General features: G+C 72.5%; 8 protein-coding genes. All 8 read left to right on the top strand.

Features of this window, described 5'->3' with window-relative positions; genetic code table 11:
* Positions 1 to 5 precede the first annotated feature (5 nt).
* Positions 6 to 401 carry a hypothetical protein gene (locus ACWGJ5_RS34890; RefSeq protein WP_453313638.1) on the top strand — a complete coding sequence of 132 codons (396 nt, stop codon included), beginning with the start codon at positions 6 to 8 and terminating at the stop codon, positions 399 to 401.
* 7 nt (positions 402 to 408) lie between these two features.
* Positions 409 to 1,713 (top strand): baseplate J/gp47 family protein, encoded by a 1,305-nt coding sequence (locus tag ACWGJ5_RS34895; protein ID WP_453313639.1) that lies wholly within the window; start codon positions 409 to 411, stop codon positions 1,711 to 1,713.
* Entirely contained in the window at positions 1,710 to 4,766 is a 3,057-nt protein-coding gene (locus ACWGJ5_RS34900) for a LamG-like jellyroll fold domain-containing protein (RefSeq protein WP_453313640.1), read from the top strand. Before ACWGJ5_RS34895 ends, ACWGJ5_RS34900 begins: the two co-directional genes overlap by 4 nt.
* Positions 4,763 to 5,392, top strand: a complete 630-nt coding sequence (locus tag ACWGJ5_RS34905; RefSeq protein ID WP_453313641.1) for a hypothetical protein — start codon at positions 4,763 to 4,765, stop codon at positions 5,390 to 5,392. The genes ACWGJ5_RS34900 and ACWGJ5_RS34905 overlap by 4 nt, the downstream gene beginning before the upstream one ends.
* 30 nt (positions 5,393 to 5,422) lie before the next feature.
* Positions 5,423 to 6,412, top strand: coding sequence for a hypothetical protein (locus ACWGJ5_RS34910; RefSeq protein WP_453313642.1), 990 nt, complete (start codon positions 5,423 to 5,425; stop codon positions 6,410 to 6,412).
* A gap of 2 nt (positions 6,413 to 6,414) precedes the next feature.
* Positions 6,415 to 10,401 (top strand): hypothetical protein, encoded by a 3,987-nt coding sequence (locus tag ACWGJ5_RS34915; RefSeq protein ID WP_453313643.1) that lies wholly within the window; start codon positions 6,415 to 6,417, stop codon positions 10,399 to 10,401.
* Positions 10,398 to 13,724: a hypothetical protein gene (locus ACWGJ5_RS34920; RefSeq protein ID WP_453313644.1), complete on the top strand. Its 3,327-nt coding sequence runs from the start codon at positions 10,398 to 10,400 to the stop codon at positions 13,722 to 13,724. Before ACWGJ5_RS34915 ends, ACWGJ5_RS34920 begins: the two co-directional genes overlap by 4 nt.
* Before the next feature lie 217 nt (positions 13,725 to 13,941).
* Positions 13,942 to 14,216 (top strand): YncE family protein (locus ACWGJ5_RS34925; RefSeq protein ID WP_453313645.1); only part of this gene is annotated, 275 nt, incomplete at its 3' end.

Consider the following 14,216-nt stretch of genomic DNA (forward strand, 5'->3'; position numbering starts at 1 on the left):
TTGACGTGAACGACGGACCGTTTGGCCGCAGCCTGCTGTTGCAGGAGGGCGACCTGGTCGTGCACGAAGGGCAGGTGGCCGAAGTGACCGGCACGGCCAACCTGCTCCAGGCCCTCACCCTGCGAGTGCTCACCCCGTTCGGGTCGGACGAGTTCAACGTCGGCTACGGCCTCGACGTGACCGGGGCCTTCACCGAGGCACATCCGCCCCGGATGGTCCGGGAGCTCATCAAGCTGAATCTGGTGCGCACCCTGGTGACCGATCCACGCGTCCGCGACATCCGGCAGATCACCTTCGACGAATCCGACGCGGCTAGGCACGGGCGCTCCTGGTCCGTCCAGGTCGACGTCGACACGGTGGCCGACCGGACCGTCACCCTCCCGGTCGACGTGGGGGTGTGAGACGCCGATGGCCGAATACGGAGTCACTGAAGAGGGATTCGTCCTCAAGCCCTTCGACGTCCTGCTCGACGAGGGCCTGGACCGGGTCCGTGCCATCCTCGGCATCGATCTCACCAGCACCAGCCCGGTGCGCAAGCTGCTGGAGGTGGCCGCGCACGAGGACGCCGAGCTGTGGAAGCGGATGGAGGACCTCTACTACGCCAACTTCGTCTCCACTGCCGACGGCGACGCCCTGGATCTGCTCGGCACGGACGTGGGGCTGGACCGGCGGGAGCTGTTCAGCACGGGCACGGTCCGGTTCACCCTGGCCGGCCCGGCGCCGGGACGCGAGTACATCGTGCCGGAGGGGACGATCGTGACGACCGCGTCCTCACCGGTGCGGGCCTTCGCCACGACCGCCGCCGCCCGGCTGAGCGCCACCGTCACCACCGCCGAGGTCGCTGTCGCCGCCCTCGACCGGGGCACGGGGTTCGACCAGCCCCTCGACAGCATCACCGTCATCGACCCGGCCTGGCAGCAGGTGTATCTGAGCGACTTCGCCCCCGCCACCCTCACGGTGACCAACCCCGCGCCCACCACCGGCGGCGCGGACCGCGAGGCCGACGAGGTGTACCGGTCCCGGCTCACCGGGCTCGCCCGCGATATGTGGACCCTGGACAGTGTGCGCCAGGAGGTGCTGGACGTGAACGGCGTCGTCGACGTGGTGCTGTCCGACCCGCTCGGCGGCGTGGACGTCTCCCAGAGCTACTTCCACATGTTCGCCTTCGACCAGCGGACCTTCAGCGCCGAACGGCACATCGGCGAACCGTACTTCTTCGACGTCCTCGTCGCCCACGACTACCGGTGGCCCTGGCGGACGACCGGGCCCGTGCCGGGGGTGTTCGAGCGTGTGTCGGCCGCGGTGGACCGGGTGCGGCCGATCGGTGTGCACGCCAATGTCGTCGAGGCCGACCACATCGAGGTCGGCGTCCGCGCGAAAGTGGTCGTCGAGGCCGGCTCCGACAGCGCGGCGCTGAGGTCCGCGATCCTGCGGCGGCTGGCCACCGATATCGGCGGGCTCCGGCTCGGCGGCGATGTCCGCTACTCACAGGTGATGTGCGCCCTCGCCGAACAGCCCGGCGTGGTCGACGTACAGCAGCTGCACCTGCGGCGGTGCCCGCCGTCCTTCGGACGGATCACCTTCGGGGCGGTGCCGCACCAGACCGCGGTGGTCGAGGCCGCCGTCGGCGAGAACCTGGTGATGGGGGCGACCGAGCTGGCCGTGTTCCGGCCGGACGGCGTCCTGATCGACCTCTCGGTGGTGGCCCGGTGACCACCCTGGCCGCCGTCCGGATGGCACGCCACCTCACGGCGCCGTTCGGCAGGGGCGCTGACTCGCTCGTCCTGACGCTTCTGACGGGCTCCGACGCCGCCACCGCGCCGATCGCGCCGTACGACTTCAGCGACCACCGCGCGACGTTCGGGCGTCCGGCCGAACCCGCTTATGTGCTGGCGCTGGCGCAGGACTGCGACCGCGACACCGTGGTCACCTTCATGCTGACCGGGCCCGGCAGCGCCGACGGCCCGGTGTCACTCACCGTCCCGGCCAAGACCCGGGCGGGAACCTCCTATGTGGTGCCGCTGCCGGCGGACGCCACCGACGGGACCAGACTGACCCGCCTGGAGGCGCGGCCGGCGCCGGCCGGCGGGGCCGCGTCGGACCGCTGGTCACTCACCGCGCTGCTCGGCACGACGGGCAAGCTGCTGTGGGCGCTCGGCGCCGAACGCGACCAGATGCGCCACCACCTCGTCCGTACCGTCGCGCAACGCCACCTGGGCACGGCCACCGGAGCCAGTCTGGACCTCTTCGGAGCAGATCTCGGAGTGCCCCGGTTCCCGCCGCTGCCGTACGGCTACGACCCGGACACGATCGCCCTGTACCACCTGGACGACAGGGCCGGCGCCACCCCGCAGGCGGAGGATCTGACCGGACGCTACCCCGGGCGCACCGGCCATCACGGCACGTTCAGCGGGCCCGTCGAGCCGGGCAGCGCCGGCCGGTACGGGGACGCCTTCCGCTTCACCGGCTCCGCGGCCGTGGTCACCGTGCCGAGCAGTACCGACTTCGACATCGACGCGGCCGCGGACGCGACTGTCGAGTGCTTCGTCCGCCCGGACCCGGGCCCGTCCGCGGGGCTGCTCCTGACCCGCCACCCCGACCCCGCGACGGCCCAGCCCGGCTGGATGCTGGAGACCGGCGACTTCGGACGGGGGCTGCCCGGCAACGTGCGGTTCGCGATCGGTGACGGTTCGGTCACCCTGGAACTGTTCGCCGACCTGACCCTGCCGACGGACCGGTTCAGCCATGTCGCGGCGGTGCTCGACCGCCCAGCCGGCCAGGTCGTCCTCTGCGTCGACGGTGAGGTGCGGGACCGCACGCGTGTGAGCAGCAGCTTCGGCGCGGTCCGCAACACCGCGCCGCTGCGGATCGGCCCCGCCGGCAGCGGCTTCCTCGGCACCGTCGACGAGGTACGGATCTCCTCCGTGGCGCGTCCGGACTTCTTCCCCACGCTGGGCGAGGGGGACGAGCACTACCGGAACCGGCTGCGGATCTTCCGCCGGTGGACCCTGCCGACGCCCGCCGGCCTGACCACCATCCTCAACGCCTCGATGGGCCGGATCGGGGGGATGGACGAGCCGCTGGTGGTCGACGACGCCGACCAGAGCGCCTTCCGGGGCACCCATCTCGTCACCGTCCTGCCGGTGGCACTGCTGCCCGGTGAGGTCATCGACCGGGCCGGCCGGCGCCGGGTGGCGGAGGCCGACACCGTCGGCACCGCCGCCGACGAGCAACTCTTCGACGCCGTTTACCTCTTGCACCACGAACGGGCCGACGTCGACTACACGCCACCGGCGCCCCGGGAGATGCAACCGTTCGAACTGCCGCCGGACCCGCACCGGATCCAGCTGGTGCTCGCCGAACCGCTGGACCGGCTGGCCGACCTGGTGACGGCCGAGGCGCCCGCCGGGCGGCTGCGGGTCGACTCCGCCTTCGACCCGCGGGCCGACGACCTCCGGGCCACCGGCCGTGCCGTGCTGCTGCGCCACAGCACGGTGCCTACCGGCCGGATGGCGGCACTGGCACACCGGGCCGGATTCGACTTCGTCCGGTTCCGCGGTGATCTCGACCTGGTGTACGCCGCGTGCGCAGTCGGCGACTACCTCACCATCGACCTGACCCCGTCCGCCGCGGGGCCGGTCGACCTGACGCAGGGGGCGACCGCGCAGCTTGCCCTCCGGCCCGTGCCTCCCGCGGACGCGTTCGTCAGCTGGCTCACCGTTCCGTGCGGGCCGGGGAGCGCCGATCTCGCCGGGAAACCGCAGGGAACCGCCGCACTGCACGCCAAAGCCCCGGGAGAGGTCGTACTCAAGGCCGACATCGTCCGGCTCGGTCACACGCTCAGCGCCACCCGCACCGTGCGGATCGGCCCGGACGACCTCCCCGACGGGGCGCAGATCGCCGCCGACGGCACCCTGGACGCGCCGGACAGCGTGGTCGGCGGGTCCGCTCCCGACTTCGACCCGGTGTTCCTGGCCCGGCACGACGACCCTCGCGCGGACTACGGCCCCGACCCGGGCCACCACCTCATGCAGTTCGCCGTGGCCAGGCTCCTCGACGCGCTGCTGGACGAGCTGACCCGGCGCCAGGTCGCCGGGAAGCTGACCGTCGCCGGCGCGTTCGAGCCCGCGGGTGACCCGCTCGCCGCCCAGGGGCGCGGACTCACCGTCCGGCACGCGGGCCTGCCCGCCGGCCGGTTGGCCGCCGCCGCCCACGCGGTCGGGTTCGGCCACGTCCGGCGGGCCGGGTCGGACGTGGTCCTGCGGCACACCGCCGAGCCGCTGGTCGCCGTCCTCGGCCCGGACACCGTCGCCGAGGGGGACTCCGTGGACCTCCAGGTCGTACCGCCCCCGGCCGCGGTCGGTGCGAACGCCCGGCTGGACTGGGCGTCAGGAGCACTCGCGGACGGCCGGACCGCCTGGAACACGACCACTCAGCCGAGTCCGCGCCTGACCGGGGTGCGGGCGGGCACGGTGTGGGTCCAGGCCGCCTATCTGCTGGGCGGTGGCCTCGCCCCGTACACCTTCGAGGTGCGGCTGAGGCCCGAACTCCCGGCGGACACGGTCATGTCCAAGGACCAGTACGACCTGATCATGAACATCCTCAACGTCCTGCACCCCATCGGTGTCGAGGTGAGCACCCGGGCGGTCCGCGAGCACGTCATCGAGGTCCGCGGCGAGACCCTCGCCGCCAACCCCGACTACACCTTCCCGAAGTTCCGTGTCCGCACCGGGGCGCCGCGGCGCGCCAAGGAGACCAGACCATGAACGGAATCAGCTTCACCCCCACCTTCCACCACACCGACTGGATCGACAACGTCGACCGGGTGCAGGCCGGCGGCCCGACCGGCCTCAACATCCGGTTCAGGACACTGGAGACCGACCTCGGGGCGGTGTCCACGGCCGTCGGCCGGCTCGACGCGGCCATCGCCGCCCTCTCGGTCCATCCGCCGGCCAAGGCCACCTCGATCACTCTGAGCCCGGCCCTGGTCCCGGTGACGCCGTCCCCGGGGTGGAATCACGACCAGACCGGGGTCGCGGTCCGGCCGCAGGGCCAGGCAAGCGTCTCGGGCCTGATGACGGTCTCCCTGCCCGACCAGGTACGCCTGATGTCGCTGCGGGCCATGGGCACCAACAACGGGGCGACCGCGCTGGTCCGCGTCTCCCTGCTCCGAGCCCCGCTGGTGCCCGCGAGCAACACCCCGCCCGATCGCCTGGTACGGGTGTCTCCCGACACCAACCCATTCGACCGCACCGACACCATCACGGACCCGGACCTGGCCCGGGTCAACGTGAGCCAGTTCCGCTACTTCCTGCTGGCGACCGTGGACCAGGCCCTCGCCGCCGATGTGATCACACTCGCCGGGTTCCAGATCTCGTACATCGCCGACTGAACGATCCGCTCCGCACCACAAGGAGGCAGCATGGCCGGCAACCTCTACATCCGGGTGGCTCCTGGCGACACCGGCTCCCGCCCGTTCAACTCCTGTGCGAACGCCTGGGCCAGCCAGAGCATCTGGCTGGATCCGCCGCGCCCGGACAATGCCACGGCCCAGGTGAACCAGCCGAGCACCATCAAGGTCCAGGTGCGCAACATGGGGCACACGGACATCCCGTTCGTCAAGGTCCACGCGTATGTGATGAGCCCGCAGATCGGACTGAGCAGCCCCGCCCAGGCGATCGTGGACTTCGTCAGCGGCCCGCAGACCGTTCCGGCGCTGGACGGCGCGCCCGACGGTGTGGTGTTCGACTGCGGCCCCTGGACGCCCACCGCCGCCCAGCTCGCCACCACCGACCAGGGCCACCTGTGCCTGTTCGCCAACGCCTTCCAGGACCGCAACCTCGCCGATCCGCCGTACGACGGCAAGGATCTGACACCGGGCACGGACACCTTCGACATCTGCAACGACGCGCACCAGGGCCAGCGCAACATCACCCTCATCGCGGTGGCCCACGAGATGATGCACATCCGGCCGATTCACTTCCTCGTCAACCCACTGCCCGCCGGGGTCGAGGAGGCCGTCCTGGACCTCGAACCGCTCGAGGAGACAGAACTGGACACCCCCGCCCTGCGGGACCTCCTCACCTCCCGCCGGGACATCACGGGCGTCGTCGACGACAAGGGCCACCACCGGCTGCTCATCGACGCGGGCGACGGCGAGCAGGTCCCGCTGCGGCTCTCCCCGCACCCTCTGAAGTACGAGCTGGAGACGGACGGCCAGAGCCGCGGCCCCCGCCTCCGCCTCAACCGGCACAAGGACCACCAGCCCCGGCGGGCGAAACTGATCCTGCAAACCGACGCCAAGGACCCGATCGGCACCCTGCACGCCTTCGACATCGTCCAGCGCACCGCCGGGGGCCGCCGGCTCGGCGGGATCCGCATGGTCACCGTGGTGACCGCCACGGGCCACTGACCGTGCGGGTCGACTGCCACATCCCGATCACCCTGCGGGTGGCCGGATCCGTCACCGACGCGCACCTGGAGGAACTCTCCCGGACCCTGACCGGCGCGGTGCGTGCCCGGCTCGCCGAGGCGGAGCGGACGCTGGCCGCCCGTCTCGGCCCCCGTGCCCTGGCGGGACCGGCCAGGATCCGGGAACCGTACGGCCCCGGGCGCCACGGCGAGCGCGGCCACGCCGTGCCGTCCTACCAGGACGGGGGACGCCCGCGGAGCGTGCCGGTGCGGGCACCGGAGCAGCCGTGGGTGGTGTTCCGCGCGGTGAACTTCCGCGCGCGGACCGGCAGGTTCCTCGACTTCGTCGGGGGTCTGCACGAGGGCGGGCAGCTGCCCGAGCGGGTCCTGTACCGCGATCTCCAGGACGAGACCCGCTGGGTGGCGCTCTGGTGGGTGCGGACCGGCCGGGACTACACCCTCGCCGACCTGTCCGACGAGCTGTACGCGCGCGCCGCCCAGCTGGCCCGCATCGGGCCCCGCCAGGTGCTGGCCAGCGTGATCTGGGTGACCGACGACAGCCGGGCCGCGCTGCTCGCTCTCGACGGGGACGGTGTCGTGGCCGACCGGATCGAGCGGCTCGACCCGCACAACGCCCGCCGGATCGACGGCACCGGGGGCACCGCCACTCTCCGGCACGGCGGCTGGGCGCTGTTCGCGTCCATGGTGCTGCCCCTGGTCGAACTCACCGCGCTGGCCGCGCCCGGCTCGGACCAGCTGCTCCGACTGCCCCTGTCCGAGGCCGCTTTCTGTATCGATCCCGCGGACTTCGAGGCCCGCTTCGGCCTGGCCCTGGCTCAGTACCTTGCCGAGTTCGGCACCATGCCCGTACCGGTGTGGCTGCAGCCGTTCACCGTGCGGCGGCGCACCCAGCCGGCCGCGCTCGCCCTGTCGCTGGCCCGCCGCGCCGACGAGCGGACCCCTTCCACCGGCGCCCAGATGACCGGCGACCGGCTGCTGCTGCTCACCGACTCGGCCCTGAGCCGGCTCCCGGCGTCACTGCGGGGCAGGGCCGCGGGCTGGTCCGACGCGGCGACCAGGCGCCTGGACGACCAGGCCGCCGCGTTCCAGCTGGAAGCGGGATGGCGCTGCCTGTACGTCCGGGCCGTGCCTGCCGTGGACGAGGAACGACTCGGAGCCGCCCGCCACCGGCCGCGGGCCCGCCTCCTGGCGGCGCAGCTGCGCCGCTTCCTCGCCGGCAACCCGAAGGAACTCTCCTGGGTACAGGCGATGGACAGCTTCCTCAAGCGTGAGTTCGAGACCGCGCCGCCGGAGAACCGGCCCGTCGGCGGGACCCTGTTCGAGTACGTACTCACCGAACTGGCCGGGGACTTCGACCGGCTCTACGACGCGGCGGACGCCAGCGGACACTTCGGGCTGCGGCACCGCCTGCTCAGGCTCACCCTGGCCACCTCATGGGCGGCCGCCGCCAGAGTGGCACGGTTGCGCGAGTCGCTCGCCGCCCGGCGGCTGGCCGACACCCGCAATGTGTATGAGGCCGGCCCCGCCCGAATTCTGCTGGACCGCGATCCCCGCAAGGCGGTCGCGGCGAAAGGAGTCCTCGGCGAGGTCGACTCGATCTACACCAGCCGCCGCGAGCTGAAGCAGCTGCGACCCGCCCGCGTCGGCGCGCTGCGCGAGGCGCTGGTCGCCGAACGGATCACGCTGGTGGGCCGGATCGCCCGGGGTGAGGATCGCAGCACCTACGACCAGGAACGGTTCGCCCGCGAGGTGCTGACCCGCGCGGCCCAGCGGGTACGGCTGGTCAAGGACGACTTCCAGGACGTCACCGTCGAACGCAGCATCCGCCTTCTGGACGTACGTCGGGAGGAGGAAGGCGGGCTCCCCGCCTTTCATGTGCGGTTCGAGTTCGTGGAGCGGGTGGTCGGCGACAAGAGCTGGACCAGCGTCGGCGAGCCGGTGTCGGAGCCGGCGGGCAGCTTCGACGAACGCCTGATCTTCTGGCGACTCGGCCGCGCCGGCGAGGTGTACCGGATCGCCGGCGCCGTCGTCGCCGTGGTCGGCGGAGCCGCGCTGGCCTTGGAGATCGGGCTGGTCGGCGCCCTGGTGAGCATCGGCGGCGGATCGACCGCCGTGATGAGCGGGATCGCTGCCTCGGAAGTCCTCTACCTGTACCGGGTGTTCTTCGAGGACGCCCAGCTGACCCTGGGCGGTGTCCTCATGGCCGCCCTGGAGGGGTATCTGCAAGGTGTGGGCCTCCACCTCGCGTCCTTGCCCGCGCGGTGGCTCGCCGAGGCCGTCGGCACGGAGACCCTGCGCAAGGCCGTGGCCGGGTGGGCGCTGCAGGCGCTGGTCAAGGGCACGGCCGGCGGGGCGGCCTCCCTCGGGCTCGTCACCTTCGCCCATGACGTGGTCAACGTCGCGACCGGCGAAGGGTCTTGGTCCGGCATCGACACCTACGTACGGAACATGGCGCTGGGCGCGGTGATCGAGATCGTCGCGGAGTTCGCCCTGACCCCCGCCCTGCAGGCCACCCTCGTCGGCGCGCGCACCACGCTGGCCACGGCCGCCGAGACCGCCGCACGACTGCGCGAGGCGGGCTGGGGCGCCCGCGCATGGCTGCAGGTTTCGACCGAGGCGCTGGCGAATCTGCGGGTGACCCTCGCCACCTTCATGGGTGACGCGGCGGCCCGCGGCTTCGCCGCCGCGATCGCCGCCCGGCTGGCCGATGTGGCCGCCGAGCTCGGCTCCCGCGAACTGGCCGGCTTCGTGCTCGAACTCAGCGGTGCCCGGTTCACACCGACGGCGAGCGCCGGGCTGGCGCGGCTGCTGCCGGCGCTTGAGGCCGTCACCCCGGCGCGGGCGCATGCCGTCGCCCGCGTGTTCGCGTCGAGCCCGCAGGGCACTGTCCGACTGCTGGAAGTGCTGGCCACGCTCGACGAGAAGGCGGTCCGCCGGCTGGCCGCCGGGACCTTCACCACCACGGAGGACCTCGCCGCGTTCCTGGGCCGGCTCTCGGCATACAGTCCCGCCGAGCAGCGGGCGGCGCTGAGAATCCTCGCCCAACTGGACATCGTGGCCGCAGAACCGGTGCCGGCCGGCACCACCTCGCAGGTGATGCGCCGGCAGTTCGCCGCGTCGCTGCGGATTCAGGCGGCCGGACGGGAACTGCGGGCCTCCGAGCTGGAGAAGCGAGTGGCCGACCTCCTGGAACGGGCCCGGGCCGCCGAGGCAAAGGGGAACGCCCGGCGGGCGGCCGCCCTGCGCAACGAGGCCGACGCCCTGCGGGCCGAGATCGAGGCGGGACGGTCCACGGCCGCCGAGGCACGCAGGCAGGCCGCCCGCGAGACGGCGGACCTGCCTGAGCTGCCGACCCCCGCAGACGTCGAGCGGGCCCTGGAACGGCTGGAGGCCGGCGGAGGCACGGGGACCACCGGGGCGCAGACCTGGATTCGGCTGCCCGTGCGTCTGCCGAACCACCCGGAACTGCTGGAGCGGCTGGTACGTCCGGTCTTCCGCAGCCGGACGGGGAACCGTGTGGTGTTCCGGTTGGAGGGCGGCACTCCTCCGGCGGCGAGCTGGGAGCGCATCGCGATCGACGCGGGAGGGAACGTCCGGGTGACCGGGAGCGGTGCCCTCAACGTGAACTTCGGGGTCTTCGAGCAGGCCGTGCAGTGGCTCGTGAAATCCCGTCCGGGCGCCAAGCTGAAGGTCTTCGAGGTGGAGGAGGGCTGGTTCCGCGCCTTCGGCGGACATGCCGTCCCCGAGCAGGGCGATCCCGCCCCCGTGATGGGACGACCGCCCGGGGCACCGCTGAGCCAGGCCACCCCGCTGCCGACACCACCCGGTCTGAGCGAGGTCTCGGGCCGGCCGCGCACGGTGGACACCCGGTACGCGAGGGACCAGCTCCAGATCCCGGAGACGCTGATCCCCGAGCTGAACGAGTTCATCGTGCCCGGCAGCGGCAGGGTCGTGGAGTTCAAGCCGTGAGCCGCCGCTATCACCTGCCCGCTACGGCGGCCGGGGACGGCGATCCGGCCCTTCGGGAGCGCCTGGCCTCGGTCGTGCGCGAGGCGGTACGACGTGCCGTGGAGGCCGCCGGCCCCGGTGATGTGGTCCCGCCCCGGCCTCGTGAGCGGGTCCGCGAGCGGTTCGAGACGACCAGGCGGGACGCCCCCGGCACCTATGCCGTCCCCAGCTACGACGACCGGGGCCGTCCCGTGGAAGTCCCGCTGGCAGCGGCCGATGCGCGGACGGCCCCTCGGGGCGACGGTCCGACCGCGGCGCCACCGCGCGAGGAGGCGCCGGAGCACGCCCGCCCGATGTCCGCACCGGCCCCGGCATCCGCGCCCGCACGGGTCCCCGCGTCGGCCCCCCTGTCCGCACCGGCTCCGGCGGACGGTACCGGCGGGCATCTGGCCGCCGACCGTGCCGGGGTCGAGCCGGGGCCGGGCATCGCGGCAATCAGCGGGATGATCAGATCACGCTGGCCCACCGCCGGGTGGGCCGATCCGGCGGGAGTCCGCTACGGGGCGTACCTGACCGGGGCCGGCGCGGTCACCCCGCGCCTGTACTACCTGGCCCCGAGCAGCGAAGGCCCGATCCTGCGCACCCTGAAGATCACCAGCAAGGGACCGGACGCGCCACGTGTCGTGGATCTTCCCGTCGGCGACTACACCGTCATCGCCCGGCCGCACAGTCCGGCGCAGCTCTACCAGGGGACGCGCCGGCTGCAGGATCTCGGGAACCCGCAGGACCTCGATGTCACCGTGAACTTCACCGTCCCGGCCACGGACGTACAGGAGGTGACCGTCCACGCCGCGCGGCGCTACCACCTGTGGCCACGGCTGCGGATTCTGCGCCTGGGCCAGGGCGGACCCGCCACCGTCGGCGCGGACACGGCCTATCTCGCCGATGTGGAGATCTGGCGCGTGGACGAAGCCGACCGCTGGGCCCCGGTGTTCCAGCTGGCGCTGGTGTACGCCTTCGTCTTCTTCCACTGGCGGGTGTACCGGATCGAACGGGACCGGCACGGCGAGCGGCGCCGGGTTCCCCTGGACCATCCGCAGCCGGGCCGCTCCTCCTTCACCTACCGTTTCGACCGGCCCGGCGAATACGAGGTGGAGTGCGAGGTCCGGCTGAGCTATCAGGACGCTTCCCCGCAGCCGGTGACCGAGCGCCGGACCGACCAGGTGCAGCGGCTGGAGGAGAAGATGGCGCTGGAGCTGGCCGGGCTGGAGCGGGAGGCTCGTACCCCGGGTGCCGAACCGGTCTGGTTCGCCGGCTCCGAGGCGCTGCTGGAGGCGGCCCGGCAGCGGCTGTGCCAGGCCGAGCGGGCCGCCACCAGGAACGAGGCGCTGGTTCGCGAACTCCGGGAAGCCGTGGCCCGGTTGGAGAAACAGCTGGTCGGCCGGACCAGCGCCGGGCCGTTTCCCGTCCGCGCGCTGTTCACCGACCGGCGCACCGCGCAGTCTCGGCCGATCTCGCTGTTCGTCGGTCCGGCGGCCGACCAGGAGGGCCCCGGACACACCTGGTTGCTGATCGACCTGACCTACCCGGCGTTCTACCGGACCTACCGGGGGACCGGGCCCAGTCCGGAGGCGGCGCTGCGTGCCGCGTTCGAGGACGCCCGCACGTCGTTCCGCGGCAACTATCCGCCCGGTCGCATCCTGGCCCGCATCGAGTGGGCCGGCATGGACCAGTTGCGTCTACGGCCGTTCGACTTCGCCACGGACACCGAGAGTTGGCAACGGAGCGCCTGGGAGTGGCTGTCGGCGATCGCCTCCGGGCTGGCCGTGGCCGGCGCCGCGGCCGCGCTGGCCTTCCCGCCGACCTCGGCCGTCGTCGGTGCCATCGTGCTCGCCGGGGCCCTGGCCGGCGGTGTGCTGAGCGCCGTGAACCTCGCCGAACGGCTGCACCACGACGCCTTCGAATGGGACCGGGAAACCGCCATCGACCTCGTCTCCCTCGCCACCGCGTTCGCCTCGGCGGGCGGGGCGGTGGCGCGTGGGGCCGCGACCGGCATGACCCGGTCGATCGCCTCCGGCGCGCCACTGACCATCGAGGCCACCGGCCGGCTCCACAGCCTGCTGCGGTTCCAGCGCGCGGTGCTCTACGTCGACCTCGGGACGCATCTGTCGGATTCGGTTCTGCTGTCCTACGACACATACGTCCAACTGCGGGACGTCGACGCGGCGATGACCGACGGAACCCTGGCGCAGTTGCAACGGCAGTTCGGATCGGAGGAGGGCCGACGGCGTTTCGAGACGGAGCGGTTCACCCGGATTCTCGGGGTACTGGCCCGCGCCGCCGTCAACGGACTGATGACGGTCGTCTCGATCCGCGGCACCGCCAAGGCGATCGCCGCCGGGGCGGCACGCAACGCCGCCGGGCGGGTCCCCGGGCTGGACCGCAAGCCCTCGGTGCGGATCGTCGTGCCACCCGTCCCGGCCCTGCCGGCGTTCCCGGAGGCCGAGTTCGGGCAGGACCGGGCGGGGTTCCGGCGCCGGCAGGTCGACGGTGTGGTCGCCCGGCTCGGGCTGAGCGTCGATCCGTCCGGCGCCACGACGGCGGAGTCCCTGTCCCCGCAGGCCGCGTGGCGGATCAACACCGCGTTCGACGCCCTCAGCGAGGACCAGCGGTCCCTGGTCCTCGCCACGTTGCGCCCGGGAGGGGCCGACCTCAGAGCGCTGCGGGTGTTCCTCGGCGACGGGGGGAGCCTGACGGAGCTGGCCCATTTCCTGCAGACGCAGCCCGTCCAGGTGCGTGGCCACATCACCACGTTCAACACCCTGCAGTCGCGGGCCACGGACTTACGTCGCCTCAGCACAGCCGTTCCGGAGCTGACCGCGTTCCGCTGGGATCCGCAGAACCTCCACGAGCACTTCTACCGCCATGTCCTGGGACGGGCCGGCTACCCCGACGAGGCATGGAAGTGGGCCCAACGGCTCGGGATCGCCGAGACCTACAACCTGGACCGGTCGAAGTACCAGGCGATGCTCGTGTCGACCGCGCCCGCCGACGCGCTGGTGCGCGCGGACATCACCGCTCGGTTCCGCACGGCGTACGGTGACTACGTCCACGCCGTGCTGGTCCGGTCCGCGGTCTTCGCCCGGTCCGGTCGGGGAGCTGAACTCATCGGATCCGACGGTGAGTTGCTGTGGGCCGCCAGCACGGACGGGCTGATCTCCACGGGCTACTTCCCGGACAACCCGACCCAGTGGCCGCTACCGGTCAGCACGCTGCAGGGCAAATTGGAGTCGGCGTTGGCCGAGGGACAATCCGTGGTGCTCCTGTTCCGGGGGGCGCCCTGATCGGTGGCCGTCGGCAACGTTCCGGGCCTCACGGCCGCGAATTGCGAGCCCCATCCGGGGCGGCCATGCTTGATGAAGGGCGGCCGTACGCGCGGTGGCCCCCACGGGAAGCCGCACGGATCGGGAGACAGCTGTGGGCACACCGGACACCGGACCGGCGACGCCTCCAACGGTGCCGGCCGTCGACACAGTCGCTGTCGCAGGAATGCCGCGCGGGGTGGTGGTCTCACCCGACGGCCGCCATGTCTATGTCGCCGGAGCGAGTTCGGACCTCGTGTCGGTCATCGAGGTCGTCGGTGGCCAGGGGGCGGGTGTTGCCGTTGCTGTCGGCAGCGGTCCGCGGGCCGTCGCCCTGACCCAGGACGGCCGCCACGCGTATGTCGCGAACTCCGGCGCAAACACCGTCTCGGTCATCGACACGACCACCAACCAGGTCACCGACACCATCACCGTCGGCGGCAGCCCGCGGGACGTCGCCCTGACCCAGGACGG

The organism is Streptomyces sp. NPDC054783, from assembly GCF_053611725.1.

What these genes read in the sequence shown, in the direction of transcription:
- ACWGJ5_RS34905 (WP_453313641.1), top strand. Translation starts at nt 4,763, where the DNA reads ATGAACGGAATCAGCTTCACCCCCACCTTCCACCACACCGACTGGATC.
- ACWGJ5_RS34895 (WP_453313639.1), top strand. Translation starts at nt 409, where the DNA reads ATGGCCGAATACGGAGTCACTGAAGAGGGATTCGTCCTCAAGCCCTTC.
- ACWGJ5_RS34910 (WP_453313642.1), top strand. Translation starts at nt 5,423, where the DNA reads ATGGCCGGCAACCTCTACATCCGGGTGGCTCCTGGCGACACCGGCTCC.